26 protein-coding genes and 4 pseudogenes are annotated in these 24,499 nt (G+C 69.1%); 10 read left to right on the forward strand and 20 right to left on the reverse strand.

Going from position 1 to position 24,499, the window contains the following annotated elements; genetic code table 11:
* Positions 1–14: 14 nt before the first annotated feature.
* Positions 15–413: pseudogene (locus OG972_RS39755) on the reverse strand (aspartate/glutamate racemase family protein); the annotation flags it as partial.
* Between the two features lie 422 nt (positions 414–835).
* On the opposite strand from OG972_RS39755, the gene OG972_RS39760 reads away from it, so the two are divergent.
* Together OG972_RS39760 and OG972_RS39765 are read left to right on the forward strand one after the other, a co-directional pair.
* Positions 836–1,438: a glycosyltransferase family 39 protein gene (locus tag OG972_RS39760; protein WP_266991015.1), complete on the forward strand. Its 603-nt coding sequence runs from the start codon at positions 836–838 to the stop codon at positions 1,436–1,438.
* Between the two features lie 19 nt (positions 1,439–1,457).
* The gene (locus tag OG972_RS39765; RefSeq protein ID WP_266989872.1) at positions 1,458–2,360 is read left to right on the forward strand and encodes a hypothetical protein; all 903 of its coding nucleotides are present in this window, start codon (positions 1,458–1,460) and stop codon (positions 2,358–2,360) included.
* Positions 2,361–2,546: 186 nt separating this feature from the next.
* On the opposite strand, the gene OG972_RS39770 is transcribed toward OG972_RS39765, so the two are convergent.
* From OG972_RS39770 to OG972_RS39780, 3 genes are all read right to left on the reverse strand, one after another.
* Positions 2,547–2,966 carry an SRPBCC family protein gene (locus OG972_RS39770; RefSeq protein ID WP_266989874.1) on the reverse strand — a complete coding sequence of 140 codons (420 nt, stop codon included), beginning with the start codon at positions 2,964–2,966 and terminating at the stop codon, positions 2,547–2,549.
* Between the two features lie 26 nt (positions 2,967–2,992).
* Entirely contained in the window at positions 2,993–4,003 is a 1,011-nt protein-coding gene (locus OG972_RS39775) for an aldo/keto reductase (RefSeq protein ID WP_266989876.1), read from the reverse strand.
* 297 nt (positions 4,004–4,300) lie between these two features.
* Positions 4,301–4,585 carry a hypothetical protein gene (locus OG972_RS39780; RefSeq protein WP_266989878.1) on the reverse strand — a complete coding sequence of 95 codons (285 nt, stop codon included), beginning with the start codon at positions 4,583–4,585 and terminating at the stop codon, positions 4,301–4,303.
* On the opposite strand from OG972_RS39780, the gene OG972_RS49385 reads away from it, so the two are divergent.
* Positions 4,485–5,330: a UTRA domain-containing protein gene (locus OG972_RS49385; RefSeq protein WP_323135969.1), complete on the forward strand. Its 846-nt coding sequence runs from the start codon at positions 4,485–4,487 to the stop codon at positions 5,328–5,330. The two genes, OG972_RS39780 and OG972_RS49385, sit on opposite strands and share 101 nt — an antisense overlap.
* Positions 5,331–5,477: 147 nt before the next feature.
* Here the strand turns inward: OG972_RS49385 and OG972_RS39785 are convergent, their stop codons facing one another.
* From OG972_RS39785 to OG972_RS39805, 5 genes are all read right to left on the reverse strand, one after another.
* Positions 5,478–6,515, reverse strand: coding sequence for a TIGR03571 family LLM class oxidoreductase (locus tag OG972_RS39785; RefSeq protein WP_266989880.1), 1,038 nt, complete (start codon positions 6,513–6,515; stop codon positions 5,478–5,480).
* 193 nt (positions 6,516–6,708) lie between these two features.
* Positions 6,709–7,539, reverse strand: coding sequence for an aldo/keto reductase (locus OG972_RS39790; RefSeq protein ID WP_266989882.1), 831 nt, complete (start codon positions 7,537–7,539; stop codon positions 6,709–6,711).
* Positions 7,540–7,556: 17 nt separating this feature from the next.
* The gene (locus OG972_RS39795) at positions 7,557–7,919 is read right to left on the reverse strand and encodes a nuclear transport factor 2 family protein (protein ID WP_266989884.1); all 363 of its coding nucleotides are present in this window, start codon (positions 7,917–7,919) and stop codon (positions 7,557–7,559) included.
* Positions 7,919–8,338, reverse strand: coding sequence for a heme-binding protein (locus OG972_RS39800; RefSeq protein ID WP_266989886.1), 420 nt, complete (start codon positions 8,336–8,338; stop codon positions 7,919–7,921). Before OG972_RS39800 ends, OG972_RS39795 begins: the two co-directional genes overlap by 1 nt.
* A gap of 46 nt (positions 8,339–8,384) precedes the next feature.
* On the reverse strand, positions 8,385–9,596 hold the full coding sequence (locus OG972_RS39805; protein WP_266989888.1) for an MFS transporter: 1,212 nt from the start codon (positions 9,594–9,596) through the stop codon (positions 8,385–8,387).
* A 149-nt stretch (positions 9,597–9,745) separates the two neighbouring features.
* Between OG972_RS39805 and OG972_RS39810 the strand changes: the two genes are divergently transcribed.
* Both OG972_RS39810 and OG972_RS39815 read left to right on the forward strand, forming a co-directional pair.
* Positions 9,746–10,216, forward strand: coding sequence for a MarR family winged helix-turn-helix transcriptional regulator (locus OG972_RS39810; RefSeq protein WP_266989890.1), 471 nt, complete (start codon positions 9,746–9,748; stop codon positions 10,214–10,216).
* A complete protein-coding gene (locus tag OG972_RS39815; protein ID WP_266989892.1) occupies positions 10,213–11,142 on the forward strand; it encodes an NADP-dependent oxidoreductase in 930 nt (309 codons plus the stop codon). Before OG972_RS39810 ends, OG972_RS39815 begins: the two co-directional genes overlap by 4 nt.
* A 124-nt stretch (positions 11,143–11,266) precedes the next feature.
* On the opposite strand, the gene OG972_RS39820 is transcribed toward OG972_RS39815, so the two are convergent.
* Positions 11,267–11,725, reverse strand: a complete 459-nt coding sequence (locus OG972_RS39820) for a MarR family winged helix-turn-helix transcriptional regulator (RefSeq protein WP_266989894.1) — start codon at positions 11,723–11,725, stop codon at positions 11,267–11,269.
* Positions 11,726–12,005: 280 nt separating this feature from the next.
* Between OG972_RS39820 and OG972_RS39825 the strand changes: the two are divergent.
* From OG972_RS39825 to OG972_RS49395, 4 genes and pseudogenes are all read left to right on the forward strand, one after another.
* Positions 12,006–12,539 (forward strand): annotated as a pseudogene (locus OG972_RS39825) (aromatic ring-hydroxylating dioxygenase subunit alpha); the annotation flags it as partial.
* A complete protein-coding gene (locus OG972_RS39830; protein ID WP_323135934.1) occupies positions 12,536–12,805 on the forward strand; it encodes a hypothetical protein in 270 nt (89 codons plus the stop codon). The pseudogene OG972_RS39825 and the gene OG972_RS39830, both read left to right, overlap by 4 nt.
* Positions 12,802–13,359, forward strand: a complete 558-nt coding sequence (locus OG972_RS49390; protein ID WP_323135935.1) for a ferredoxin reductase — start codon at positions 12,802–12,804, stop codon at positions 13,357–13,359. The genes OG972_RS39830 and OG972_RS49390 overlap by 4 nt, the downstream gene beginning before the upstream one ends.
* Positions 13,350–13,754: a 2Fe-2S iron-sulfur cluster-binding protein gene (locus OG972_RS49395; protein ID WP_323135936.1), complete on the forward strand. Its 405-nt coding sequence runs from the start codon at positions 13,350–13,352 to the stop codon at positions 13,752–13,754. The genes OG972_RS49390 and OG972_RS49395 overlap by 10 nt, the downstream gene beginning before the upstream one ends.
* A 301-nt stretch (positions 13,755–14,055) precedes the next feature.
* Here the strand turns inward: OG972_RS49395 and OG972_RS39840 are convergent, their stop codons facing one another.
* The 7 genes and pseudogenes from OG972_RS39840 to OG972_RS39870 all read right to left on the reverse strand — a co-directional run bounded on the left by OG972_RS39840 (position 14,056) and on the right by OG972_RS39870 (position 19,348).
* Entirely contained in the window at positions 14,056–14,229 is a 174-nt protein-coding gene (locus OG972_RS39840; protein WP_266989896.1) for a hypothetical protein, read from the reverse strand.
* Positions 14,230–15,272: 1,043 nt separating this feature from the next.
* On the reverse strand, positions 15,273–15,770 hold the full coding sequence (locus OG972_RS39845; RefSeq protein WP_266989898.1) for a nucleoside deaminase: 498 nt from the start codon (positions 15,768–15,770) through the stop codon (positions 15,273–15,275).
* Positions 15,771–15,954: 184 nt separating this feature from the next.
* Positions 15,955–16,323: a hypothetical protein gene (locus tag OG972_RS39850; protein WP_266989900.1), complete on the reverse strand. Its 369-nt coding sequence runs from the start codon at positions 16,321–16,323 to the stop codon at positions 15,955–15,957.
* Between the two features lie 185 nt (positions 16,324–16,508).
* Positions 16,509–16,925 (reverse strand): annotated as a pseudogene (locus tag OG972_RS39855) (ISAzo13 family transposase); the annotation flags it as partial.
* Positions 16,926–17,082: 157 nt separating this feature from the next.
* On the reverse strand, positions 17,083–18,237 hold the full coding sequence (locus OG972_RS39860) for an aromatic acid exporter family protein (protein ID WP_266989902.1): 1,155 nt from the start codon (positions 18,235–18,237) through the stop codon (positions 17,083–17,085).
* Positions 18,238–18,416: 179 nt separating this feature from the next.
* A complete protein-coding gene (locus OG972_RS39865) occupies positions 18,417–18,803 on the reverse strand; it encodes an SsgA family sporulation/cell division regulator (protein ID WP_266989904.1) in 387 nt (128 codons plus the stop codon).
* A 113-nt stretch (positions 18,804–18,916) separates the two neighbouring features.
* Entirely contained in the window at positions 18,917–19,348 is a 432-nt protein-coding gene (locus OG972_RS39870; RefSeq protein ID WP_266989906.1) for a hypothetical protein, read from the reverse strand.
* A gap of 406 nt (positions 19,349–19,754) precedes the next feature.
* On the opposite strand from OG972_RS39870, the gene OG972_RS39875 reads away from it, so the two are divergent.
* Positions 19,755–20,969: a transposase gene (locus OG972_RS39875; protein WP_266989908.1), complete on the forward strand. Its 1,215-nt coding sequence runs from the start codon at positions 19,755–19,757 to the stop codon at positions 20,967–20,969.
* A gap of 913 nt (positions 20,970–21,882) precedes the next feature.
* On the opposite strand, the pseudogene OG972_RS39880 reads toward OG972_RS39875, so the two are convergent.
* From OG972_RS39880 to OG972_RS39890, 3 genes and pseudogenes are all read right to left on the reverse strand, one after another.
* Positions 21,883–22,056, reverse strand: a pseudogene (locus OG972_RS39880) (transcriptional regulator); the annotation flags it as partial.
* 349 nt (positions 22,057–22,405) lie between these two features.
* A complete protein-coding gene (locus OG972_RS39885; RefSeq protein WP_266989910.1) occupies positions 22,406–22,765 on the reverse strand; it encodes a carboxymuconolactone decarboxylase in 360 nt (119 codons plus the stop codon).
* Positions 22,766–23,710: 945 nt separating this feature from the next.
* Complete coding sequence (locus tag OG972_RS39890; RefSeq protein ID WP_266989912.1) at positions 23,711–24,424, reverse strand: hypothetical protein; 714 nt, start codon at positions 24,422–24,424, stop codon at positions 23,711–23,713.
* Positions 24,425–24,499 lie beyond the last annotated feature (75 nt).

Consider the following 24,499-nt stretch of genomic DNA (forward strand, 5'->3'; position numbering starts at 1 on the left):
GTGCGCGACCCGCTTCAGCGCGCCTGCGGGGGCCAGTTGACGATCTTCTTGGGCCGGGGTGCCGCGTAGGTGCGCACCTTCGACGTGGTCAGGCCGAGGCGTACGAGGGACTCGGCGATCGTCACTGCGGCACTCACGCCGTCGACGACGGGCACCCCCGTACGCTCGACGACGCGTTCGGTGAGGCCGGACATGCCGCCGCATCCCAGGCAGATCACTTCCGCCCGGTCGTCCTCCACGGCTCGGGCGGACTCTTCGACGATGGCTTCGACTGCGGCCTTCTCGTCCCGTTCCAGATCCAGCACGGCAAGACCGCTGGCGCGCACGGAGGCGCAGCGCGCACTCAGACCGGCGGCGTGGAGACGTTCCTCGATCAGCGGGACCGTGCGGTCGAGGCTGGTGACGACGGAGTAGGTGCGTGATGCCGGAACTCCAGATGCTGCAGGGAGCCCTCGTCGTAGGGGGCGTCGGTCAGGAAGACCGGCTGGCGCATGCCCTGGTCCAGTCGAACAGGGACAGCTGGGCGCCGGGGTGCGGGCGCTCATGGCGGACGATGAAGCGGGTTTTGTCTCGGCCGAGGCGGTCATCAGGTAGGTGCCGTCGATGGCTACCTCGACCGCGGACTGGTCGGCACCTATCGCAACCGGCCTGGCCTCGCCCCGCCGCCGCAGTAAATACGCGGTTTCCTGCGGCTCCATTCTGACGAGCTGTCAGACAATAACAGATGCCACCGTCTCCGCCCTGCGCGGCGCGGGGAGGCTCATCATTACCCGGCCGGGCCGCCCCGGCCGCGCGGACGACGAGACCGAGGGGCCGAGGACCGTGGGTGGCGGGGATGGCGGACGCGGCGAGCGTGGGACGTGCGCACGAGGCCGGGGAGGACGGCGGGCGGATCGCACCGCTGGACCGGTGGGTGTTCGCCGTCGCGGGGGTGGTCCTGGCCGTGCTGATGGCGCTGTTTCCGCGCTACGGCTTCCACCGCGACGAGCTGTACTTCCTCGACTCCGCCCGGCACCTCCAGACGAGTTATGTGGACCAGCCGGCGCTGGCCCGGGTCTCGCTGTCGCTGTTCGGGGTCTCGGCGGCGGGCCTGCGGCTGTGGGCCGCGCTGGCCGCGGCGGGCACGGTGGTCGTGGTCGGGCTGACCGCGCGGGAGTTCGGCGGCACGCGGCGGGCGCAGTTGCTTGCGGCGATCGCGACGGGCACCATGCCCGTGCTGCTGGGCAGCGGGCACGTCGCCAATACGACGTCGTACGAAGTGCTGGCGTGGGCGGCGATCGCGCTCGTGGTCGTGCGGATCGGCCGCACCGGCGACACGCGGTGGTGGCTTGCCGCGGGAGCGCTGGTCGGCCTCGGCTCGGAATTCAACCACCTCGCGGCTATCTTCGGGACCGTCCTGCTGGCCGCGGCGCTGCTCGGCCCGCCGGACCGTAGTTGATCGCCGCCTGCTTGCGGGCGTGATGATCGCCGTGCTGCTCGTGCTGCCCGACCTGTGGTGGCAGGCGCGGCACGGCTGGGCCATGTTCGCGATGACGCGGGCGCTGAACGGGGAGCACGGAGGCGCGGGGAACATCCTCACCTGGATCGTGGGGCAGCTCGGCATGTCCTGTCTGGCGATGACGGTGCTGTGGATGGCGGGCCTGCGGTTCCTGTGGCGATCCGGCCGGCCGCTGTGGCGGTGCCTGGTGACCGCATACGCCGTGCTGTTCGTACTGTTCGCCGTGACGACCGGAGCGCAGGTCTACTACCTGGGCGGGTTGTACGTGTGCCTACTGGCGGCCGGCGCGGTGGGACTCGACGGGTGGCTGCACTCCCGCCCGGAACGGCTACGCGGCCTGATGATCGGAACCGCCGTCTCGGCCGCGCTGTCCGCTGTGATCGTGCTGCCGGTGCTGCCGCCCTCCGACGTGGCTTGGACGTACGGCGCCAGCCCGATATCGGGAGAGACCCTGGGCTGGCCCCAACTGGTCGGCACCGTGCGGCAGGTATGGACCGGGCTCCCGCCCGGGCAGCGCGCGAACGCGGTGATCTTCGCGGCGGACTACAGCGAGGCCGGCGCCATCAACGAACTGGGCCGCAGCGCCGGACTGCCCACCGCCGCGGGCGCCCAGAACACCGACTGGTGGTGGGGCCCCGGCAACCCGCACGCCACAACCGTGGTGGCCGTCGCCCCTGGCCCCGACTACGCCCCCGGGTACGCCGCCCACCTGCGCCGCTACTTCCGGCACGTCCGCGTGGCCGCCACCCTCTCCAACCCAGGCGGCGTGCACAACATCGAATGGGGCGGCCACGTCTACGTCTGCACCGGCCCACGCCGCCCCTGGGGCGCGATCTGGCCCGAACTGCGTAACTACGCGTGACGCCCGTGTCCCCGCGGTAAGGGACGGACGTCATGAGGCGTCCTGACCGCTGCACCACTGACGTTGCGCACGCGGCCCCTGCCGCTCCCTCGGCGGAGGGCGAGGCTGTGGTCCGGGGGAACCGCAGCCCGGGCACGCGAGATACATGTCCGGGCTGCGCGGTTTGGCCGTGTCACGGCTGTCGTGTCAGGCGGAGAGTGCCTTGTGCAGGGCTTCGAGGCCGTCGCGGTAGATGCCGGCGAAGAGGTCTTCTGCCTCGGTGTCGCTTACGCCGTTGGGGGCGAAACGGCCGGACCACTGGACCTCGGCGATGTCGTCGCGGCCGGGGACCGTGTGGACGCGGAGGGTGGAGACGTAGCCGGTGACGGGGAAGGGCGCTTCGAGGATGGCGTAGCTGTAGTGGCGCTCGGTCTCGTTGAAGTCGACCAGCCGCTCGGTGATCACTTCGCCGTCCGGGTTGGTCAGCCGGCGGACGCGGCCGCCCTCGAGCGCGGTGCTCTCGGGGATGTAAGGGAGCCAGTCGGGGAGGGCGTCGAAGCCGCCGATGAGGTTCCAGACCTGCTGCGGCGGGGCCGGGACTACGCGGCTGACGGAGGCGGATGCCATGGTCGTTCTCCTGGTGTGGGTGGGGGTCAGGCGTTGTTCGGGAGCGGGGCGGCAGGGCTGACCAGGCCGCTGGCGCGGAGGTCGGTCCAGAACGCGGTGGGGATGTTCTCGTTCAGGGCGGCGGTGTCCTCGGCGATGCGGCTGGGGCGGGTGGCGCCGGGGATGACGGCGGCGGCCGCCGGGTGGGCGAGGGAGAACTGGAGGGCGGCGGCCTTGATGCTGATGCCGTGCCGCTCGGCGAGGGCCTTGAGCTTCCCGACGCGCTCGATGATCTGCGGCGGGGCCTGCTGGTACTCGAAGTGGGTGCCGCCGGCGAGGATGCCGGAGCTGTAGGGGCCGCCGGCGACCATGTCGACGCCCTGTTCCTGGGCCATGGGCAGCAGGCGCTGGAGGGCGTGGTCGTGGTCGAGGAGGGTGTAGCGGCCGGCGAGGAGGAAGCCGTCGGGTCGCGGCTCGTCGAGTGCGAGGGTCAGTTCGATGGGTTCGGTGCGGTTGACGCCCAGGCCCCAGGCCTTGATCACGCCCTCGTCGCGCAGCCGGGACAGCACGCGGAAGGCGCCGGTGCGGGCCTCCTCGAACTTCTGCAGCCACAGGTCGCCGTGGAAGTCCTGGGCGATGTCGTGGACCCAGACGATGTCGAGGCGGTCGGTGCCGAGGCGCTTGAGGCTGTCCTCGATGGAGCGCTCGGTCGCCTCGGCGGTCCACACGTGGAGCATCTTGTTCGGGTTGCCGTGCTCGAACAGGCCACCCTTCTCACCGAGGTCGCGGGCCGCGGTCTCGTGTTCGTCGAGGATGACGCGGCCGACCTTGGTCGACAGGACGTAGGAATCGCGGGGCTTGGTCGAGAGCACCTCGCCCAGACGCTCCTCGGCGAGGCCGGCCCCGTAGAACGGAGCGGTGTCGTAGTAACGGATGCCCTGGTCCCAGGCCGCCTCGACGGTGGCGGCGGCCTCCTCGTCGGGGATCGCGCGGAACATGTTGCCGAGCGGGGCGGTGCCGAAGCCGAGGGAGCCGGGAAGGATTTCCTTGAGCGACATGATGGTGCCTTTGCGGGGGGAAGGGTGGACGCCCGCGAGTGCGGCGGCTCCGCTGACGGGGCCGGGGCACCGGGGGAAGGGGTGGCCCACCGGGTGAGCGCCGCATGTAAATGCAAGCGCGCCTTACATGCATAGACAATACTTGCATACGCGGGTAAATGCAAGAGGTGGCCTCACTTGGTGATGGTGCCTCTGCTGTGGGCGTAGGTGGCGGCGGTCGATCCGGCCGGGAAGCGGTTGCGCCGTCCGCGATCCAGGACGGTGCGGCACGGCGGCCCCCAGTGGCTGGGAGGCCGGTCAAGAGGAGTGGACGGCTGCGGGGCCGGTCGGGCGCCACTCTCGGGCGTCGGGTGCATGCCGGAGATATCCGCCACCGCTCGCATGGCTTGCTGGTTCCGTCGATGTGCCGTGCCGCAGTCCGGCCGGCGCGCGGATCATCGAGGGCACGGCCGCGATCGCCGTCGGCAGCGCGGTCCGCAGCGTGCGGGTCGACGATGAGTTCGTCGGCGCGGACGCCGTGATCGCGGCGGCCGGTGCCTGGTCGCCGCACCTGCTCGAACCGATCTGCGTCAAGGTGCGCATCGCGCCGCAGCGCGGCCAGATCAGGCACCTGCGGCTGCCGGGCGTGAAGCACTGTCGGTCGCCCCCGAACCGGCAGACGTCACACATGTGGAGACCCGCATCGGGTTCCACTCGGTGGGACCCGATGTCCGGCCGCTGCTCGGCGCGGTGCCGCAGGTCGGACTACTTCGCCCGGACAGGCGTCCCGGCGGCCAAGTCCCGCATCTACATCGACCTGATCGCACTGGACGCGGCGACCGCAGTTCGGCTCGGCGTGCCGGAGGGCCAGGCAGTGATCCGGCTGCGCCGATTGACCTGGCTGACCGACGGCAGACTCGCCGAGGCAAGGTGGGACATCAGCGCCCGGACCCCGTCGCGTTCTACTTCGAACAGACCGTTCAGCCCACTTCGAACTCCTAGGCCCCGTCCGGCTGATCAGCACGGGCTCGCCTCCTCGCCGGGTCTTCCCAGCGTTCCGCCCTGCCTGTGCACTGCCACGGTTATGCCCGGACTTTTACGGGCGCGGATCCACCTTTGGCGCCGGAGTACTCATCGCCCACGTCGGGATCGGCTACCGGTCAGGGTGGTCCGCCTTCGCCTACGAGGGCTGCGTGCTGGTCGGTTTCCTCCTGCTGACGCTGCCTGCCGATGGCCTCACCGTGGCAACCCCGAGGACCTCCTGGCGGATTTCCGCCCGCGACACCTGATCGGCCGCACCGAACTCCCGCACCTTCGACCGGCGCGCTTCGCGGGGCTGCAGCGATGAACCCTCTCCAGAGGTCCTGCCGACAACAGCGCCGCCGGCAGGAGCGCGGCACCCCGCACTTCGGCGAATGCTTGTCCTCAGTCATGTCACGCCAAGCTTGAAGGAGCAGACCTGTGGACATATGCGGAGCCGGTGTGCCTCCGGTGTTCAGGAAGCGACAATGCCGACTGCACCGGTCCCGGTCGCCGTGCTGGGAGAGGGGAAGTGCGGCAGGACCGTCTCGGCGAGCTCGTGGAGGACCTCCTCCACGGGGCGGTCGCCGGGGCGGAGGTTGAACGAGACGTGGGCGACGCCGAGTTCGCCCATCGCCCGCAGATGGTCGATCAGGGCCCGGTGGCCGGTGCGCAGACCGAGCCGGATCGGGCTCGCCGCGGTGGACGGATCCTCGGTGAGGTCCAGCTGCATGGGCGTGAGGTACGGCTTGGGTGTGCCGGCGGTCAGCTCCTGCCACTCCCGCGTCTTGAGGCGCAAGGCCCCCAGCGGACGTGGGTAGTTGAGGGATGCGTCCGCGTTCTGCGAGATCCACTCGGCGGACTGCTGGGCGTGCCCGGCGATGGCGAGGGGCACGGACGGGCCCGTCGGCTTGGGCAGGACCTCCAGATGGCGGTCGGCGCCCAGACCGAGCTCGGGCAGGTCCATGCCCGCGCCGTCGGTGTGCCGGGCCCACGCGGCGTGCAGGATCTCCACGCCCCGGCGGAACGCGGCACCGCGGCTCTGGAAGTCCTCCCCGAACAGCGGGTACTCGACGGGCCGGTCCCCGCTCGCGAGGCCGAGGACGGACCGGCCGCCGGAGAGCACGTCGACGGTGGCCGCGGCCTTGGCGACCAGCAGCGGATGGCGCAGCGGCAGCACGACGGCGGCGGTACCGAGCACGGCCCGCTCGGTCACGGCCGCGAGGTGCCCGAGGTGCGTGAACGTCTCGAAGACGGAGCCGGCGTCGCCGAACTGCTCGGGATCGTAGAGGGGGACGTCCCGCACCCATAGCCCGGTGAAGCCCAACTCGTCGGCCAAGCGGGCGAGTTCGGCATGACGGGTCAGGTCCGGGACGCCGAAGGGGCGGCCCGCGGCCCGGTCGGCACGCAGCCGGGTCGCGCCCCAGTCGTTGTCGAGGGGCAGTTCGAGACCAAGAGTCGGCAGGCCCGTGGGGCTCACGAGCCGGTCCAGGGCAGTAGGAGTGGAGGACATAACCGGGGACACCTTTCAGCATCGCAACGATGCAGGGGAGGTGGGGTGGGGCGACCGGTGACGGCGCCAGGACGCGACGCACGGCCGGAAGTGGGGGCTCGCGCGGGCGGGACCTGCCATCCACGCCCGCGCGAGCCGGAGCAACCCGGCGGGACGGCGCGGTGCGTCGCCCCGCCCGGGCCGGTCGGAAGTGTCAGTTGAGCTGGTCGGGGTGCGGGCCCGTGCGCAGGTCGCGGTCGAGGGCGGCGATGGCGGTCATCTCGTCGTCGGTGAGGGTGAAGTCGAAGACGTCGAGGTTTTCGCGGATGCGGGCGGGCGTCACGGACTTGGGGATGACGATGTTGCCGAGCTGGAGGTGCCAGCGCAGGACGACCTGGGCGGGCGACTTGCCGTGCCGGGCGGCGATGGTGGTGATGGCGTCGTCCTTGAGGACGGCGCCCTGCGCCAGCGGGCTCCACGCCTCGGTGGCGATGCCGAGCCGGGCGTGGGCGGCGCGCAGCTGGTTCTGCTGCAGGCCGGGGTGCAGCTCGATCTGGTTGACCGCCGGGACCAGCTCGGTGTCGGCGAGGAGCCGCTCGAGGTGCGCGGGCTGGAAGTTGGACACGCCCGCGGTGCGGATCCGGCCCTCGGCGACGAGCTTCTCGATGGCCGTCCAGGACTTGCGGTACAGGTCGCGGGCCGGGGTCGGCCAGTGGATCAGGTACAGGTCGACGTGGTCCAGGCCCAGCTTGGCCAGGCTGGCGTCGAAGGCCTTGAGCGTGGCGTCGTAGCCCTGGTCGGCGTTCCACAGTTTCGTGGTGATGAACAGGTCCTCGCGGGCGATCCCGGAGTTGGCGAGGGCGCGGCCGACGCCGGCCTCGTTCCCGTAGATCGCGGCGGTGTCGATGCTGCGGTAGCCGGCCTCCAGGGCGGCGCTGACCGCTGCGGTGGTCTCGGCGTCGGGGACTTGGAAGACGCCGAAGCCGAGCTGGGGGATCTCGACGCCGTTGTTGAGGGTGACGGTGGGGATGACGGACGGTGCCATGGCGTGCGTGTTTTCCTTCAGGCGGTGTGAGCAGTACGGGTGGAGAGGGTGTAGCGGACGGTCTGGGCGCTGATGAGTCCGTCCCGGAAGACGAACGTGTCGACGCCGTCGGTGACCTCGTGGGTGGCGGTGGTGGCGGTCCACTGCAGGAACAGCACGTTCCCGGCGAACTGCGGAGTCAGCCGCCAGTCGGCGTCGGGGAGGTCGGCGAGCAGTCGGCCGATGCCCTCCCGGACTCCGGCGCGCCCGGTCAGGACGCCGTCGGGGGTGACGAAGACGGCGTCCTCGGTGTAGTTCCGGCTGAGCAGGTCGAGATCACCGGTGCCGAGGCGGGTGCCGTGGTCGGCGAAGACCTCCCGCGGCGTGCGCGTGGCAGACATCAGGACAGCTCCTTGATGGCGGCCTGGGCGAACCCGTGGTCCTGTTCGGGGGTGCCGCCGCCGACGCCGATGGCGCCGATGAGGCGGCCGTCGCGGTGGAGGGGGAGGCCGCCGGCGATGAAGAGGAGGGGCTGGTCGAGGGCGGTGGGGAGGCTGTGGAAGGGGCCGTCGGGCTTGACGAGGTCGACGAGGTCGGCGGTGGGGGCGTTGAGCTGGAGGGCGGTATAGGCCTTGCGGGTGCTGGTCTCGCCGGAGATGAGGACGGCGCGGTCGTCGCGGCGGAAGACGAGGAGGTGGCCGCCGGCGTCGAGGATGGTGACGCTGACGGTGACTCCGGCTGCTTCGGCGGCGGTGCGGGCGGCGGTCACGAGGGTTTCGGCCTCGTCGGTGGTCAGCGGGACGATGGCGGTGGTGCTCATGAGGGGTCCTTCACAGGGGGAGTGGATTTGGTGTGGGGCGGCCCGGTCAGTTCCGGATAGCCGCCGGAGCCTTTTCGTTCACCGTGGTCCCGGCGACGACGCGTCCGGCGGTCCGGGTTCGGCGGTCGAGGTAGGCGGCGACGAAGGCGAGGAGCAGCGCGGTGCCGGAGAGCAGGGCGCCGACCCAGTTGGGGGAGGTGTAGCCCAGGCCCGCGGCGATCACGATGCCGCCGAGCCAGGCCGCGAGGGCGTTGCCGAGGTTGAAGGCGCCGATGTTGGCGGCGGAGGCCAGGGTCGGGGCGGCCGAGGCCTGGTCGAGGACCCACTTCTGCAGCGGCGGCACGGTCGCGAAGCCGAGCGCGCCGATCAGCGAGAGGGTGATCGCGGCCGGCACCTTGTTGTGCGCGGTCGCGGTGAACAGGAGCAGGGCTGCGCTGAGGCCCGCCAGAGAGGTGAAGAGCATCGGCATGAGCTTGCGGTCGGCGAACTTGCCGCCGAGCAGGTTGCCCAGGAACATTCCGATGCCGAACAGGACGAGCAGCCAGGTCACGGCGCCCTCGGTGTAGCCGGCGACCTCGGTCATCATCGGGGTGATGTAGGTGATCGCGGCGAACACGCCGCCGTAGCCCAGGACCGTCATCGCCATGGCGAGCCACACCTGGACGTTCTTGAACGCCGCGAACTCGCTGCGCACGTCCTGCGTCTTGGGCCGGCCCATCTCGGGCACCAGCTTGGCGACGCCCAGGAAGCCGATGACACCGAGCGCGGCGACGATGAGGAACGTGACGCGCCAGCCCGCGGCCTGGCCGATGGAGGTGCCGCCGGGGACGCCGACGATGTTGGCCACGGTCAGGCCCATGAACATCAGGGAGATGGCCGAGGCCTTCTTCTCGGGCGCCACCAGGTCGGCGGCGACCACGGAGCCGATGCCGAAGAACGCGCCGTGCGCGAGGGAGGCGACGACCCGGCCGACGAGCATGAGGCCGAAGCTCGGGGCGAGGGCGGAGAGGCTGTTGCCGATGACGAACAGGGCCATCAGGAACATCAGCATCTTCTTGCGGGACACCTTGGCGCCCAGCACGGTCAGCAGCGGCGCACCGATGACGACGCCGAGGGCGTAGCCGGAGACCAGCCAGCCGGCGGTGGGGATGGTGACGCCGAAGTCGCCCGCGACCTGGGGCAGCACGCCCATGATCACGAATTCGGTGGTGCCGATCCCGAAGGCCCCGATGGCCAGGGCCAGGAGCGCGAGAGGCATGGGGAGCTACCTTCCAGGTGATTGCGTGAGGCGCTTACGCCCTAACACAATAGTTGCAGACGCTTGATAAGTGCAAACGCGGTAAAAGTTGGAATGAATTTGCCTTCGTGTGCAACCATGAAGGGGATGGCCCGACGAAGGAGGCCCCGATGACCGCAACCGCCCCCGCGCTCACCGCCCTGGCTCACGGCTGGCGCGCGCTGTCCCTGCTGCATGACAGGATCGAGGCGCACCTGGAGCGCGTCCTGCAGGCCGAGCACGGACTGAGTGTGCGCGAGTACTCGCTGCTCGACGTGCTGAGCCGCCAGCACGACGGAGAGGGCGGTCACCTGCAGATGAAGCAGGTCGCCGACGCCGTCGTACTCAGCCAGAGCGCCACGACCCGCCTGGTCACCCGCCTCGAGGACCGGGGTCTGCTCATGCGCTACCTGTGCCCCACCGACCGGCGCGGCATCTACACGAACGTCTCCGACGCCGGCCTCAAGCTCCTCGAAGAGGCCCGCCCGACCAACGAGACGGCGCTGCGCGAAGCCCTCCAGGAGACGGCCGAAGACCCCCGGCTGGAATCCTTGGTGCGCGCCTTCGAGGCGGTCCGCGTGCCGGTGGGGGCTGCCGCATGAAGGCGATCACCCTCAACGGATACGGCGGACCGGAGACGCTGCGGCTGACCGATCTCCCGGACCCGAAGGTTGCCCCCGGCGAGGTGCTGGTCCGGGTTAAGGCCGCAGGGGTCAACCCGGTCGACTGGAAGCTCGCCGAAGGGCGCCTCGACGCGCTCATGGAGACGCACTTCCCCCTCGTCCCCGGCTGGGACGTGGCCGGAGTGGTCGAGCGGGTCGGCTTCGACGTCGAGGAGTTCGCGCCCGGCGACGAGGTCTTCGGCTACATCCGCAAGGACGCCGTCCAGTTCGGTGCCTACGCCGAACTGGTTTCCGCACACGTGCGCATGCTGGCTCTCAAGCCCGCCGCGCTTACCTGGGAACAGGCCGCGGGTGTGCCCCTCGCGGGCCTGACGGCATATCAGGCGATCAAGAGGGTCGGTGTCCGCGCCGGTGACACCGTCCTGGTGCACGCGGCCGCAGGCGGCGTCGGGTCGCTCGGCGTCCAGATCGCCGTGGCGCTCGGCGCACGCGTGATCGGCACGGCGAGTGCGCGCAATCATGACTACGTACGACAACTGGGCGCGGAGCCCGTGGCCTACGGCGCTGGGCTCGTCGACCGCGTGGCGCGGTTGGCGCCCGGGGGAGTCGACGCGGCCCTCGACTTCGTCGGTGCAGACACCGTGGACGCATCGCTGCACCTTCTCGGGCGGCCGGAGCGGCTCGCGTCCATCGCTGACCCCGAGGCGGCCGCGAAGGGCGGACACTATGTATGGGTCCGTCCCGACCCGGTGGACCTTTCCGTCCTCGCCGACCTGGCCGACAGGGGGAAGCTGGGTGTGCATGTCGAGAAGGTGCTCCCGCTCGACGAAGCGGCGGAAGCCTGGCGCCTGAGCAGCCAGGGGCACACGCGCGGCAAGCTCGTGCTGTCCGTGGAAGGGCGCTGATCGGCTCGGTTGCCTACGTCTGCGGCAGGCCCGGTCCAGGGTCGGCCGCGGGTGTGCCGCGAGGCTGCGCCAGGAAAGGGCGGGCCCGGGGTGCGCGACGTGCCTGGACCGCTCGGGCCGGCAGTCAGGCGGGTGCGGTTCCGGATTCCACGACCTGCACCAGCGGGGCCAGCTCCGGCCGTGTGTTCGCCTCGTCCAGCGCTTCGCGCAGTGCCGCGTCGTTGGTTGGCCGTGCCTCTTCCAATAGCCTCATGCCCGCAGTGGTGACGTTCGTGTAGATGCCGCGCCGGTCGGTGGGGCACAGGTAGCGCATGAGCAGACCCCGGTCCTCGAGGCGGGTGACCAGGCGGGTCGTGGCGCTCTGGCTGAGTACGACGGCGTCGGCGACCTGCTTCATCTGCAGGTGACCGCCCTCTCCGTCGTGCTGGCGGCTCAGCACGTCGAGCAGCGAGTACTCGCGCACACTCAGTCCGTGCTCGGCCTGCAGAGCGCGCTCGATGTGCGCCTCGATCTTTCCGTGCAGCAGGGACAGCGCGCACCAGCCCTGGGCCAGGGCGGTGAGCGCCGGGTCTGTGGCGGTCATGTGGTCTGAAGCCTCCGTGTGAGCGACTGAAGTCAAGGATAGGGCATGGCCGAAATTGCCTGCGATTGCATATATGGCGCGTATGCAAGTATCTCCTCTATGTGCAAGGCGCGCCTGCATGAGTTGAGTCGCCCACCCACGCGCATCGGAGAAGGTGACAGACCATGCCTCTCGCACTCCTCGCCCTGGCCATCGGAGCCTTCGGCATCGGCACCACAGAATTCGTGATCGCGGGGCTGCTTCCGCGGGTGCCGGCGACTTCGGGGTCTCGATCCCCACCTCGACCGAGGTCGACGAAGAAGCCAACGTTGTCTACGTGAGCCGTCACATGGACGACGCCGAGTGCCCGCCCTTCTACTACAAGTCCACGGGCATCGAGGGCCGGATCACCCGCTGGCAGGACGTCGAGTACCACGCGCCGTGCCTTTACCTGCTGCACAGCCGGATCGCGCCGGTCGGCATCCTGCCACCGGAGTAGGGTCCGGACGACCAGGCCTTCCATGTCGAGGTGACCTACGGCATCACCCCCTCGACCGAGCACGAGACCCTGGACTCCTGGATGGTCTCGCGTGACTTCGCGCTCGGCGACGAGAAGGTCACCGAGTTCCTCGCGACCAACAACCACGCGGTGGTCATGCAGGACGTCGTCGCCCTCGACCTGCTCGAAGAGGTCGTCGCGGGCGAGAAGGAGAACTACCAGGAGCTGTCGATCAACATCGACAGCGGCGCCCTTGCCGCCCGGCGGATCCTTACCAAGATGGTTGCCCAGGGTGAGGAGAGGACGGCCGCAGCCAAGACGGTGACCGCACCATGAGCGGCCTTGACCAGGCCGGTCCCGCCGCCCCCGTTCGCGCGGATCTGCCGGCGCCGACCAAGATGCTCGAGGGGCGGACCGTCTACCGGGTGGTGTGGAAGCTCCACACCGACGCGCTCGTCGGCTATTGCTGGTGCGGCGCCGGCCACGAGGACATCGACCCCATCAGCCTCTGGGAGTGGCTGCTGGCGCACCCGGACACACACGGCGGCGGCCGGGCCGACTCCGCCGTCCCTGACCCCGAGCCCGAGTTGGTGGGCGCGTGAACGCTGAGATCGAGCTGGAGCTGGTCGTCGTGGCCGCCGCGGAGGTTGCCGCGGACGTTCGGCTCCTCGAACTGCGCAGCCCCGACGGGGCCGAGCTGCCCGCCTGGTCCGCCGGTGCCCACGTCGACCTGCTGCTCGATGACGGGCTGGTGCGGCAGTACTCGCTGTGTGGCGATCCGACCGACCGCAGCCGCTGGCAGGTCGCCGTGCTGCGCGAGCCGGCGAGTCGCGGCGGGTCGGCGTACGTCCACGACAAGCTCGGCGAGGACGACCCGATCAAGGTCCGCGGTCCGCGCAACCACTTCGAGCTGGAGCCGGAGTCGGCGTACGTCTTCGTGGCGGGCGGCATCGGGATCACGCCGATCCTCCCGATGCTCGCCACGGCCGATGCTGCCGGCACCGATCGGCGGCTCTACTACGGTGGTCGCACCCGGGGCTCGATGGCCTTCGTGGACGACCTTGTGGCGAGCTACGGCGACCGGGTCGTCGTCCGCCCGCAGGACGAGGCCGGACTCCTCGACCTGGGGCAGATCGTTGCCGGCCGGTGCGGCTGATCTACTGCTGCGGACCGGCGCCGCTCCTCGACGCCCTGGAGACCGCGTGCGCGACCCTGCCGCCCGGCACGCTGCGGACCGAACGGTGCACGGCGCTCGAGGCCGACCCGGACGCCGTCTCCGCGGGTTTCGAGGTCGAGCTGGCCGACTCCGGACAGGTTCTGCAGGTGCCGGCCGACAAGTCGATCCTCGACGTGATGGAGGAGGCCGGCATCGAGATCCTCTCCTCCTGCCGGGAAGGTACCTGCGGCACCTGCGAGACCGGCGTCCTGTCGGGCACGATCGACCACCGCGACGTATTGCTGACGAGCGACGAGCGAGCGGCCAACGATGTGATGTTCGTCTGCGTCTCGCGGGCTGCTCCCGGCTGCTCGAGGCTCGTCCTCGACTGCTGATTGCGGTCAGCCGGGGAACTCGGCAGCGGAGCGATGGTATGTCCGAGCGCGGCGGCGCAGAGGACCCGGTCGGCGAAGGTATCGACGTTGCCGACCGGGAGGTCGGGCTTGGCGATGAGCAGCGCGGCGCAAGGACGGGCGGCTGACGTGCGAATGACCTGCTCGTGGAATTCACCGCCATCGACTATGCCTGACCCGGATTACCGGCTACCGCCGCTGCATCCACTGTCGCAGGACATTCAGCAGCCCGCCGTTGCACTTTGGTTCGGTGCAACGGCGGGCTGTGTCGGCAGGGGCGTTACTACAGCGCCCGCTCGATCTGGCTCTCGCTGACCTTGTCTTCGCGCATGGTCGCCTCGTTCTGGACGGCGTAGCGAGCTTGCGCCCCGCTGCCCTCGGCGCTGCGGATCTCGCCCCGCTGAAGCTCGTCCTGCTGGTCCCGGTACTCCACGTGCTGTCCCTTGCGGTAAGGCATGGGGATCTCCAAGTCTCATGTGGGTCGGTGGGGGGCTGCCCTTGCATGTTCGGCAGGGGGTGCCCCGCTCTCTTGGCGCCCGCGACTATCGCCAGGCGCACTGACAGCCCACCTCCAACTCCGCCCTACGGCAATCACTACGGGCCGAATGGGTGACGCCTCGCCCGCCGCCGTGTCGACGTCCTCTGGACCTTCTTCTGCGACGGACGGTGCTACGAGCCCGTGCCGCCCACCGCTCTCGCGGCTTGGTATCCGGTCAGGGCCCGCCCGGTTGGTCCGCACCTGCCAGCCCGGCCGATATGTCCGTTCTTCGCGGGGAGATCTGGGAGGTCATCCCCTTGTTTGCCTGGTGGACGAGTTCACCTGGGAGCCTGGGAGGCAGGCCAGGCACTGGGGGGCGGCGGTGATGGGGACCGGGGAAACCGTCGTTCGGGGGCCAGCGTCCGCGGCGTGCTCACGTGGTGGTGCGGACCGCCTCGGGATGGTGGCCGGCGCAGCAGCGCGGATCGTCCAGCCATTCCACGGCCAGTAGATCTGCCAGGGCGCACGGTCCGTGATCACACGGCCCGGCATGCGAAGGCACCGGGGCCGCCAGGACGAGCGGCTCCCTCGGCGGCGTCGGGTTGTTCGATGATGCGGTGTGTTGTGCCCCCAGGGATTGGGTGAGGGTGTGGGTGGGCCGGGTGTGCCACAGCAGGGTGAAACGGATCCCGGTACGTCGGCGCAGGTTGAGGAGTTGCTGTATGCGGCGGGTGGTGAGCTGGTGGGTGCGGGTGACGATGAGGCGGCCGCGAAAACGTGACGGGGGATTGAGATCCTCCCCGGCCTGCAGTTATCCGCCGGGGCGGATCTCAACGTTCGGCGGTAAGGGCCCAAGGACAGCCGAGCTTCTCTCGGCTGTCGGGGCAGCGTCCAATCCTGGGCAGGGTCCTTGCATCCCCCGCCTCGCCGAGCAGGGTGTCGAGGCGGCACCAAATCACCCCGCTTAATGGCCACATCCGCGACCCAGTCGCAGCGCAGTCACATGATCGTCCGGACAGCCCTTAGCGGGTCGGCAGGTGGAAGGTGCGGTGCATTTCCTGCAGACGGCCGGTCAGAGCCGGGACAGGGCCCTGGACCACAAGGCCGGGCACTACGTCCTGGACCGCCAGGGAACGCACCGGTGATGACGGTACGCCGAGCTCGGTCAGCCACTGCGTCAACTGGGCCGCGGAGTGCGCATAGACGATGCGGCCGAGGCCGACCCAGCCGTGTGTGGCCGAGCACATGGGGCAGTGCTCGCCGGAGGTGAAGACGGTGGCCGCGGCCCGCTGGCGCGCCGTGAGGTGTACGGCGGCCCAGCGAGCCAGTTCGAACTCCGGATGCCGGGTGCTGTCGCCGAGACTGTGCACGCGGTTGCGGTCTTCGGCGAGAATCTGGCCATCGGCACTCACCAGGACGGAGCCGAACGGCTCGTCCCCGGCCTGCAGTGCCTCGGCCGCCAGCTGTACGGCCCGCTCCAGGTGCTGGTGTTCCACGTCGGTCAGTTCGGCAGATGACAAGACTCGCTCCTTACGTGTACAGGATCATCCTCGCCGTCGGGGGTAGATCCCACGGAACCCACCGTGCCAGGCCGTGGCCTGCGGCGTCCAAGAGATGTCGGCCATCCCGGCCATCGGCGCCGTCTATTGCCACGTGTGATCGAAGTCTTCAGCCGTGGTGTTCCACAGGAACCAACGGTGGCCGTCAGCGGTATGAACGCCCCTCGTGCTCCGAGACCCAGTGGTGAGCTCCATGGTGGTCCCGCATCCATTCGATCTGGTCACTGACCCAGTGTCGACGGCTGTCGTCGTCGCTCAGCCGGTAGCTGACTCGGTCGTGGTCCCGCATCCATTCGATCTGGTCACTGACCCAGCGTCCACGGCTGTCGTCGTCGCTGCCCCGGCCCTCGTCATGAGTGTCGAGGAGCCGCACGGGGTGGGAAACGACGGCTACCCGGCCATCGGTCGGGAGTGCCGCTGCCGAGGCGGGACCACCCGTCGCGAGGAGTCCGGCAGCTGCGACCGTCACAGAAGCGGCCGCGACAGCAGCGCGTCGCGCAATCCTGAAACCCATGATCTTTCCTCCTTGCTTACCCCGTGACCTGCACAACAGGCCGGGAGAGCTTGCCTTTAATCAGGCACTGACGACAGTACCCGGGAGTGGTTGAATAGTGAACTATCTGCGGGGTGAGGTACACCATGCCCCGAAAAATTACTGCCGCGGAATACTTCCGGTAGCCCCCATCAGTCGCCTGCCGCCCCGGGGTTGGGCAGCTGGCAGAGCAGCTCCTTGTTCTTCCCGCCGATGCTGACGACCGACCCGCCGTCGCCTTGGTGCTGCTTGGCCTGCCCGTTGATGGACCGGAACCGGTTGTTGCTGTCCGGGTGCTGCCGGCCCTCCAGGGTCTTGGCTGGGCCTGGAGGCTGAAGTCGTTCCCCTTCAGCAGCCGACCGGCCGTGACCGCCGGGACGGATGACCCCGACGGATCGGTTCCTCGCCGAGGTTGCGTCCCCAGCCCGGCCGCCGTACTCGCTCACCCCAGCGGCACAAGCAACGGTTTGTACGTCGCCGCGCCCCGGCAGCCTTGCCCCGGTTGCCGGCGCCGGCCGACGCTGCCGCTCGTTCAAGAACCGCAGCAGCACAACACCACCAAGTGCGAATCCGGTTGACCGCACACTCCTCCGAAGTCGCCATGCTGGTTCAACGGCGACTGCGACCGGAGGGCATGCTCTGTTCCCTTACGGCTCCAGTGGACGACCAAGTGCCTTTTCGGCCCTGACCTGAAAGCTCGGGCGGGGTCGAAGGTTGCGTGGGCCGGGTGGAAACGCTCAGTCAGTGAGTGTCCGCGCGGTCCAGGTCGGCCAACAGCCTTTCCACGTCGGTCATGAGTGAGCCGTAAACGTGCCAGGCACCCGGCTCGGTGAGAGTGCCCCGGCCGATCATGTCGGTCATGGTGTCGTGCCAGGTCAGCGCGCCGTCGATCGCTCCGCGCAGGCGTTCACGGGGAGATGTGTCCGGTGAGCCGGTCGCCGGGCCCGATTCAACGAATGCCTGGACGGCGGCTCCGGCCAGCTGGAGGGTTTCGGCGTACTGGTCGAGGAACTGGTGCCCCAGGTGGTGATCGGCGTGGTTGTCGTGTGCGTTGTCGGCCAGGGTCCGTGCGATTCCGCGTACCTGGATCGACACGCCGCGCAAGGCCGTGAATGTGTCGTTGAAGGTCGCCTCCTTGCGTCGCGTATGCGCGACGCAGCGCGTGTTCCATCGCAGGCTCTCGTCGGCCTGCCGCACCTGTTCCTCTGCACGAGTGAGGTGTTTGTCCAGGTTGCGCGCCTGGTGCAGCCAGTTGTGGGCCTTCGAGGTGAGCTGTCGCCGGGAGAGGCCGGTACCCATGTCGTGCAGCAGCGTTCCCATGGAGCGGGCGAGGTCGCGTACGGCGGAATCGGACTCGTTCAGGTAGAGCGGAGGCAGGATGAGAGCGTTCACCGCGATGCCCACGGCCGCGCCGGTGAGCGTTTGGAGCGCGGGGGATACGAGACTGCCCATGGGATCGGTTGCGGTGGCGGCCAGTGCGATGACTGCGGTGGAGGCGACCTGGAGACGGTCGTCAGCAGTGCGGCGGGGGCCTGCCAGGACCGCGATGACCGCGATGACCGCTACGGCGCCCGCGGTCGGTCCCAGCAGCCGGGCCGTCGCGAGGGCGAGGATCAGCCCGGCAACCCTCGCCACCACACTTTGTGTCGCCTTGGTCACGGACTGGTAGACCGTGGACGCGTTGACCATGAGCAGGGCCGTGGCGACCGCCATGTAGGGCCGGCCCTCGGGGGACCAAGGGGCCACGATGCCCCAGGTGAGCAGTGCCGCGATGAGGGTTTTGGCGCCGTGCACCACGTGGTCGGCCCGTTTGGTGCGGAGCCGGCCGGTGAGGCGACGTATCGGCTCTGTCATCGCCACCGGCGTGCGCTCCAGCTGAATGGTTGAATCTTGCACGACATTGATGATGGCATCGTTTGTCCGTTTTGACCTCGTGACGTCGGCCACGGTCACCCGTGGTGCCCCGTGGGTACGCCGTCTTCGCTGCCGTCGCGCCGGCCCGTCACGGTCGGCGTCGGGCGGGCAAGACGCTCAGGCGTGTGTTGAAGGCGAGCCTCCAGGGACCCCGTGACGGCTCAGGGCGCTCCGTCCAGGAATTGGGCGAGGCGGGATTCGAGGTCCAGTGCCTCGACTTCCCTGTCGGCGGGCACGAGCTGGTATGTGCGGCGCAGCCACCGCTCGACCGCAGCGAGTGGGGCCGTGAGGTGGGCGGACCCGTGGGGGGAGGACAGGAGAAGGTGCAGGAGCGCCTCGGGGCCGGTTTCGGCAGGCCAGACCTGCACGTCGCCTTCCCCGCTGAGGGCCTGAGTCCCTGCGGCGAGAAGGTCGCGTGCGAAGACCCACGGGATCGGGCCCTGGAGACTGTCCTGGAAGAGGAGCTGCACGGCGAGCGGGTCCTGCGATCTGTAGAGCAGGTGGGTCGGCACGAGGATCCGCTCACCCAGGGGGGACGCGAGCTCCATGTGGAGCATGTGTTCTACGCAACTGGTCATGGTTCGACGTGTTGGGGCCGGGGGCGCCGGGCCCGGGCGGCAGGATCGGTGCCCGGACTCGGCGCTCGCCGTGGTCCGCTTGGTCAGCGGAAGATGCTGTAGTCGAAGCCGTGCGCGTTGCCGATCACGACGACCCATGTGCCGCGCTCCCACTGGTAGAAGCGGTGGTTGTCGAAGCGGTAACGGTGGCCGTGGTCGTCGCTGTACCAGTACCAGCCCTCGCGCTCCCAGCGGCGGTGACCGTCCCAGCGCCGGTCGCCGCGGTGGTCGTTTCGGTCGCTCCAGCGGTGGCCGTTTCCAATGCGGTCGCTCCAGCCATCGCGGTGGCCGTCTCGGTCTCCATGGTGGTCGCCGTACGGCGTGGCGGTCAGGGCGTGGGAGGAGGCCGGCGCGGCGTGGTCGGCCGCAGGGTTCGGAGCTGCCGAGGCGGCGCCGCCCGTCGTCAGCAGGGTGCCGACTACGGCGGCGAGAGCGACGGCCGTGGTGGCGGCGCGACGTCCAAAGGTGTGATTCATGATCTTTCTCCTTGTTCTGTGCCTGGGCCCCATGGATGGGGGCCCTGGCCGGTGCCCCGGGGTGGTGGGGCAGGAGCGACGCTACTCCCAAACAAGTTGAACGTTGAACGTTGTCTCCTGTGACATATTTCATCACCTTTAGGGTCTTCTTCGGCTCCGGGGGCGTCGCGGCGAAGTCGAGCGCCATCGCCTGCGGCCCCCTTGCATCCGCATCGTCCGTGCTCACAAGCGGAGCAGCCGGCAGCCGGTGTCGTCTCCCTCCATCCCTGATCTTCGCGGGGAATCCCGGCCTTCAGGCCGGGCGGGAATGCGATCCCTGGCCCGGAGGCGCGGAGCGCCGGAGTTCTCTGCGTTGTCAGTGGCGCCAGCTATGTTGACCGGACTGACCCAAAAGGGGGTGGGCTGGATGATTCGTGCGTACAAGTTCCTGATGCGGCCCACCACGGGCCAGCAGATCGCGCTTGGCGAGATGCTGCGGGATCACTGCTCGCTCTACAACGGGGCGTTACAGGAACGACGGGATGCCTACCGGCATGTATCGAGGACCACCGTCCGGTACGGGATGCAGTCCGGGCAGTTGAAGGACATTAGGGCGTTCGATCCTGAGCGTCAGGGGCGCTGGTCGTTCTCCTCGCAGCAGGCGACGCTGCGCCGGCTGGACAAAGCGTTCGCCGCGTTCTTCCGCCGGATCAAGTCCGGTCAGACGCCGGGCTATCCGCGCTTTCGTTCGGTGAGCTGGTTCGACACGCTGGAGTTCCCGAAGGACGGGGACGGCTGCCGGTGGGACTCCACCCCGCACGACCCTGTCACCCGCGTGCGGCTGCAAGGGGTCGGGCATGTCAAGGTTAACCAGCACCGTGCGGTGGTCGGCAGGGTCAAGACCGTCTCGGTCAAGCGTGAGGGCCGCCAGTGGTTCGTCGTGCTGACCGCCGAACAGGAGCAGCCCGAACCGCTCCCGACGACCGGCAGCGTGGTCGGTATCGACCTGGGCATAGCCAACTTCCTTGCCGGCTCGGGCGGCGAGTTCGTCTCCAACCCGCGCCACGGCCGCCGCGCTGCTGCGAAACTCCAAGCCGCACAGCAGGCCCTGTCCAGGTTCCCGCGCCGCAAGGCCAAGGACCGCACCAGGAACCACCAGCGCGCAGTGGACCAGGTCGCCCGGTTGCACGGCAAGGTCCGCCGCCGGCGGCTCGACCACGCGCACAAGACCGCGCTCGACCTGGTCCGGGCGCACGATGTCATCGCGCACGAAGACCTCGAGATCCGCAACATGAGCAGGGCCCCCGCACCGAAGCCCGACCCCGAGCAGGCGGGCGCATTCCTGCCCAATGGGGCAGCGGCGAAGGCTGGACTCAACCGCAGCATTGCCGACGCCGGATGGGGGGTGTTCCTGACGATCCTGCATGCCAAGGCTGAAAGCGCCGGACGGGAAGTGATCGCCGTGGACCCCCGCAACACCTCCCGGACCTGCCCCGAATGCGGGCACGTCTCCAAGGAGAACCGGCCCACACAGGAGACCTTCCTCTGCCAGTCGTGCGGACACACGGCACACGCCGACACAGTGGGAGCACTCAATGTTCTACGGGCCGGGCTGGCCCGTCGCAACGCCCACACGGCATAGCGAGAAGCCCCGTCCCTTCAGGGCGGGGAGGAGTCACCTGGTCCCGCCATCCCGAGCGCCGGGCTGCTCACCGCACCCGTGCCATGCTGCTGGCACGCCACAGGCTGCGTCAGCGTCAGAACAGGCGACAGGACGACGGAAGGGCAGTTGCCGGCTGGAACCCATGGTTTGCTCGGTGGACACGGCTTGCCTGAGGGGAACTCACAGTCATCCCCGATGGTGAACATCTCGCCCCAGTCGGCGACAGGGCCACGTCGGCGCAGGATGTGTCGGCTGGCCTGGCCAGGCCATCTGCGAAGAAAACTCCCGCAGTTGTGGACCTAGACCAGACCGGACTACCTGGGGGCCTCCCGAGCTGAGAAGCCGTCATGGCCGCGGCGGGGCCCTGGCCGGCTTGGCGGACAGCGGCCAACCGCCCGGGTATGCGGTTCAGCGAACAGATGCGTTGGCCGGGCCCGAGTGATGCAGACGCTCCTCTCGTGGACCGGGCGCGTGAGAGAGGGGGCAGGTGCTTACGTCAGGACTTGATGTTGGTGCCGTAGTCGGTGGACGGTTCCGCCAGGCCGGCGTCAACCCTGTCCAACGGCACTAACCTTCCCGCCTGTTGCCTAGCGTTAGACCTCTGCAGTGTGGCCACGGTCTCACCTGGGGCGAAGGGGCTGAGCTGGAAGCGGAGCGCGGTGTTGGGCTGTGAGATGTCCGCCTGCCGCGGGGTCACGGCCGCAGGCGGCAGCCGGCTGGGCCTGGAGGTCGATGCTGACGACCATTGCGTCCGGTGCCCGGGATCAGGCGAGTTGCATCCAGGTATGCGGCAGCTGGCTGCTCTTGGCCACCCGGCCGGTCCTGCCGGCCTGGAGTCCCTTGCCGACGGGACATGGAGACTGACCCTGTATCAGGCGCCCTTGGCCTGCAGGCCCCGCTCCAGCCGCGTGTAGTACTCGACGCTCGCATCGGCGAGCGTCGCGACCTCGCTCCGGCGCAGACCTGGCACCCGGCGGGGGGCGTAGTCGGGCAGCCCGGCCTCTTCGGGTGTGATCCTGTCACGCCGAGACTTCAGAAATGTGCGGATTTCGGAGCGGTTGTCCATGCGTTCAGGGTAGGTGCGCCCAGCGGGCTCTGAAAAACCCTGTCGGTACCCCTCTCGGTAAGCCGCTGCGGACCGGCTGCCAGTACGTACCAACGCTGGCCCGACGACTGATTCCCGTGCTGGTCCCCGGCCCGACTGACATGGGTCGAGAAACAGTCGTGGGCGGTTCCCTCCGCAGGTCGCAGGCGGGGCCACTTCGGATCGGAATTGAAGCCGCAATCGAGGTTGGCGGCTGCGTTCTTGCCCTGGGGGCGGCGGCATTGCGGTTGCTGTACACCGGTGCTGTACAGCAACCTGCTGACCGCCGCCTTCTGGCGCGCGTCTGCTGCGGCTCGCGGTCAGGAAGAGTTCAGGACTTGCTGCGGCTCTGGGCTTCGGCGATGGCGATGGCTTCGGCTTCGGTTTCGGCGAGTGCTAGAGCCGCGACGCCGAAGGCCTGGGCGATGTGGCCCGCGGCCGACATGACGCGTGCGGTGCCCACGACGGGGGCGATCGCCACGAGAACGTCCTGCAGCTGTTCGATGGTCAACTCTGCCTTGATCGCCGGATCGATATGAGCCAGGTAGGAGATCGCTGGTGCGTCCATGGCCGCGAGGGCCGCGATGCGGGTGAGGATGAGTGTCCTGTCGTCCATGCCGCAGCGCTCGACGGAATCGATGGTCATGGCGGCGATCGTGTCGAGAACGGGGGCGTCAGACGCGGTAGCCATATCGGGACCGCCTTTCGGTGTGGTACGGAGCCGAAATGCAGCCGCTGACCGCGGGATACCCTGCGTGTCGGCGGTGCCATTTCAGCGTAAGTGTCCTCTGTGCTTTGCGCGCGTGGAACCGGACGGGCGAATCACAGGTAGTCAGGGCGCTTCGACGACACGTGTGCCTCGCGGCCCGCATGCACCCTCCATGGCCTCGGATGGGGGAGGACGGTGACGGTGATCTCTGGGGCACCGCATTGTTCGCATCCTCGTCAGGCGCAGCAACTGGTCGGCGGAATCCGGTCAGTGGTTCCTCGATCGATCGCGGCATCCGCAACCGTGACGAGCTGGCCCTGCTCCTCCCACCGTTCTCAAGACAGTTCATTCGATGTGCGGCACACGTGCTCTGCGCCGCCCCGAAGTTGTGCTCGGCGACCCGACCACGGAACGCCGTGATATCGAGCACGGCTCCGGACTCGGCAGCCGAGGCTGTGCAGCGGAGCGCCTTCGTCCACGTGGGCTGGTTCCGCCAGCCGTAAATCTGCTGGGAGAGGTTCAGCGACGGCATCCACGAGGCCCTTTTCACCCTTGCACGCGCACGCATCTGGTAGCAGTCCGCGTCCTGCTCTCTTGCATCCGTCACCAGTCATGGCCACGGCGCAGGAGCGCGTGATGCGGATCTGGGGTCGCATCCGCGGGCGGGGCCGGGCCTCTGAGCTTGGCCAACGTCGGCAGTCCGAGCAGCACGGTAGGTCCATGCGCGTTCGATGGCGCCCTGGCCCAGGAGCGAGGCGGTGAATGCGCGCCGTTGCCTCAATCAGCCGGATCGCTCCGACCGGCAGATCGTTCCAGCATTACCTCTGCTCACTCACGGCTGTAGCAGGCACCGGCCTCTCGATGGTGGACGGCAGCGCTGGCGCGCTGCCGTCCACGTGCCACGACAGTGCTCACGCGCGGGAAGCGTTACTTGGCAGGGGCTTGGTAGAGGCCGGGTCCGGCACGATGAGCCCTGGATGTGGCAACGAGCCGGTCGAGTGTGCTGCGTACGGTGTTGATGCTGCCGGCTGTGAGCTCGCGTCCCAGGGCCTCGGTGACATCGCGCGCCCGGAGGGGTGTGCCGCTGGCAGCGGACACCACTTCCATGACCTGCTCGATGAGACGGCCCCTGTCCTTGGCCTCTACAGGTGCCGCATTCTGGGCAGTCTGTGCCTTCTCGGACTTGGCAGGAGTGGCCTTTCTGGACGGGCGTTCCTTCTTCTGCTGTGCAGGATCCTTGGGAGCTGCCTTACTGCCCTTGGCAGCAGCAGCCCTGCGGGCCTTGCGAGGGCCGGGGATGACTACTGCTTCCGGTGTGTCTTCACTTACGGCGGAGGGGCCGGGTTCGTGGTGACCCTCCGGTGTGGCCTTCGATTCCGATGCGGCGTCTGCGTCGCTGCCGGCCGACGAAGCAGGCCGGGTCTCGGATTCCCCGTCAACCACGGCGGCTGCCGGCACGGGGGGTGCGGCGGACAGTGCCTGCAGAGCGGTCAGAGCAGTGCGCACCGAATCCAGGCGTTCGGTGACGGTGACGAACTCCTTCTCCAGGGCCTGCTTGCGCTCTTCCAGACGCGGAAGTTCCGCCTGCAGGAGAGCTGTTGTGGCTTCGACGCTGCCCGGGGTGCTGGTTGCGGAGGTCATGATGCCGCCCTTCTGTTCCGGTCGCCCGTTGGTGACCGCTGCAGTGCAGCGTAGGGGATGTTGTGTTGTGCCCTG

The organism is Streptomyces sp. NBC_01669 (assembly GCF_026339735.1).
GTDB lineage: Bacteria > Actinomycetota > Actinomycetes > Streptomycetales > Streptomycetaceae > Streptomyces > Streptomyces yanii.

Coding starts and splice junctions, on each gene's coding strand:
- OG972_RS39870 (WP_266989906.1), bottom strand. CDS start 19,348: ATGAATCACACCTTTGGACGTCGCGCCGCCACCACGGCCGTCGCTCTC.
- OG972_RS39795 (WP_266989884.1), bottom strand. CDS start 7,919: ATGTCTGCCACGCGCACGCCGCGGGAGGTCTTCGCCGACCACGGCACC.
- OG972_RS39890 (WP_266989912.1), bottom strand. CDS start 24,424: ATGACCTCCGCAACCAGCACCCCGGGCAGCGTCGAAGCCACAACAGCT.
- OG972_RS39875 (WP_266989908.1), top strand. CDS start 19,755: ATGATTCGTGCGTACAAGTTCCTGATGCGGCCCACCACGGGCCAGCAG.
- OG972_RS39840 (WP_266989896.1), bottom strand. CDS start 14,229: ATGCCTTACCGCAAGGGACAGCACGTGGAGTACCGGGACCAGCAGGAC.
- OG972_RS39785 (WP_266989880.1), bottom strand. CDS start 6,515: ATGTCCTCCACTCCTACTGCCCTGGACCGGCTCGTGAGCCCCACGGGC.
- OG972_RS39810 (WP_266989890.1), top strand. CDS start 9,746: ATGACCGCAACCGCCCCCGCGCTCACCGCCCTGGCTCACGGCTGGCGC.
- OG972_RS39760 (WP_266991015.1), top strand. CDS start 836: ATGGCGGACGCGGCGAGCGTGGGACGTGCGCACGAGGCCGGGGAGGAC.
- OG972_RS39850 (WP_266989900.1), bottom strand. CDS start 16,323: ATGGGTTTCAGGATTGCGCGACGCGCTGCTGTCGCGGCCGCTTCTGTG.
- OG972_RS39790 (WP_266989882.1), bottom strand. CDS start 7,539: ATGGCACCGTCCGTCATCCCCACCGTCACCCTCAACAACGGCGTCGAG.
- OG972_RS39805 (WP_266989888.1), bottom strand. CDS start 9,596: ATGCCTCTCGCGCTCCTGGCCCTGGCCATCGGGGCCTTCGGGATCGGC.
- OG972_RS39885 (WP_266989910.1), bottom strand. CDS start 22,765: ATGGCTACCGCGTCTGACGCCCCCGTTCTCGACACGATCGCCGCCATG.
- OG972_RS39780 (WP_266989878.1), bottom strand. CDS start 4,585: ATGCGCACCTTGACGCAGATCGGTTCGAGCAGGTGCGGCGACCAGGCA.
- OG972_RS39865 (WP_266989904.1), bottom strand. CDS start 18,803: ATGGAGCTCGCGTCCCCCCTGGGTGAGCGGATCCTCGTGCCGACCCAC.
- OG972_RS39775 (WP_266989876.1), bottom strand. CDS start 4,003: ATGTCGCTCAAGGAAATCCTTCCCGGCTCCCTCGGCTTCGGCACCGCC.
- OG972_RS39830 (WP_323135934.1), top strand. CDS start 12,536: ATGAGCGGCCTTGACCAGGCCGGTCCCGCCGCCCCCGTTCGCGCGGAT.
- OG972_RS39820 (WP_266989894.1), bottom strand. CDS start 11,725: ATGACCGCCACAGACCCGGCGCTCACCGCCCTGGCCCAGGGCTGGTGC.
- OG972_RS39770 (WP_266989874.1), bottom strand. CDS start 2,966: ATGGCATCCGCCTCCGTCAGCCGCGTAGTCCCGGCCCCGCCGCAGCAG.
- OG972_RS39800 (WP_266989886.1), bottom strand. CDS start 8,338: ATGAGCACCACCGCCATCGTCCCGCTGACCACCGACGAGGCCGAAACC.
- OG972_RS39815 (WP_266989892.1), top strand. CDS start 10,213: ATGAAGGCGATCACCCTCAACGGATACGGCGGACCGGAGACGCTGCGG.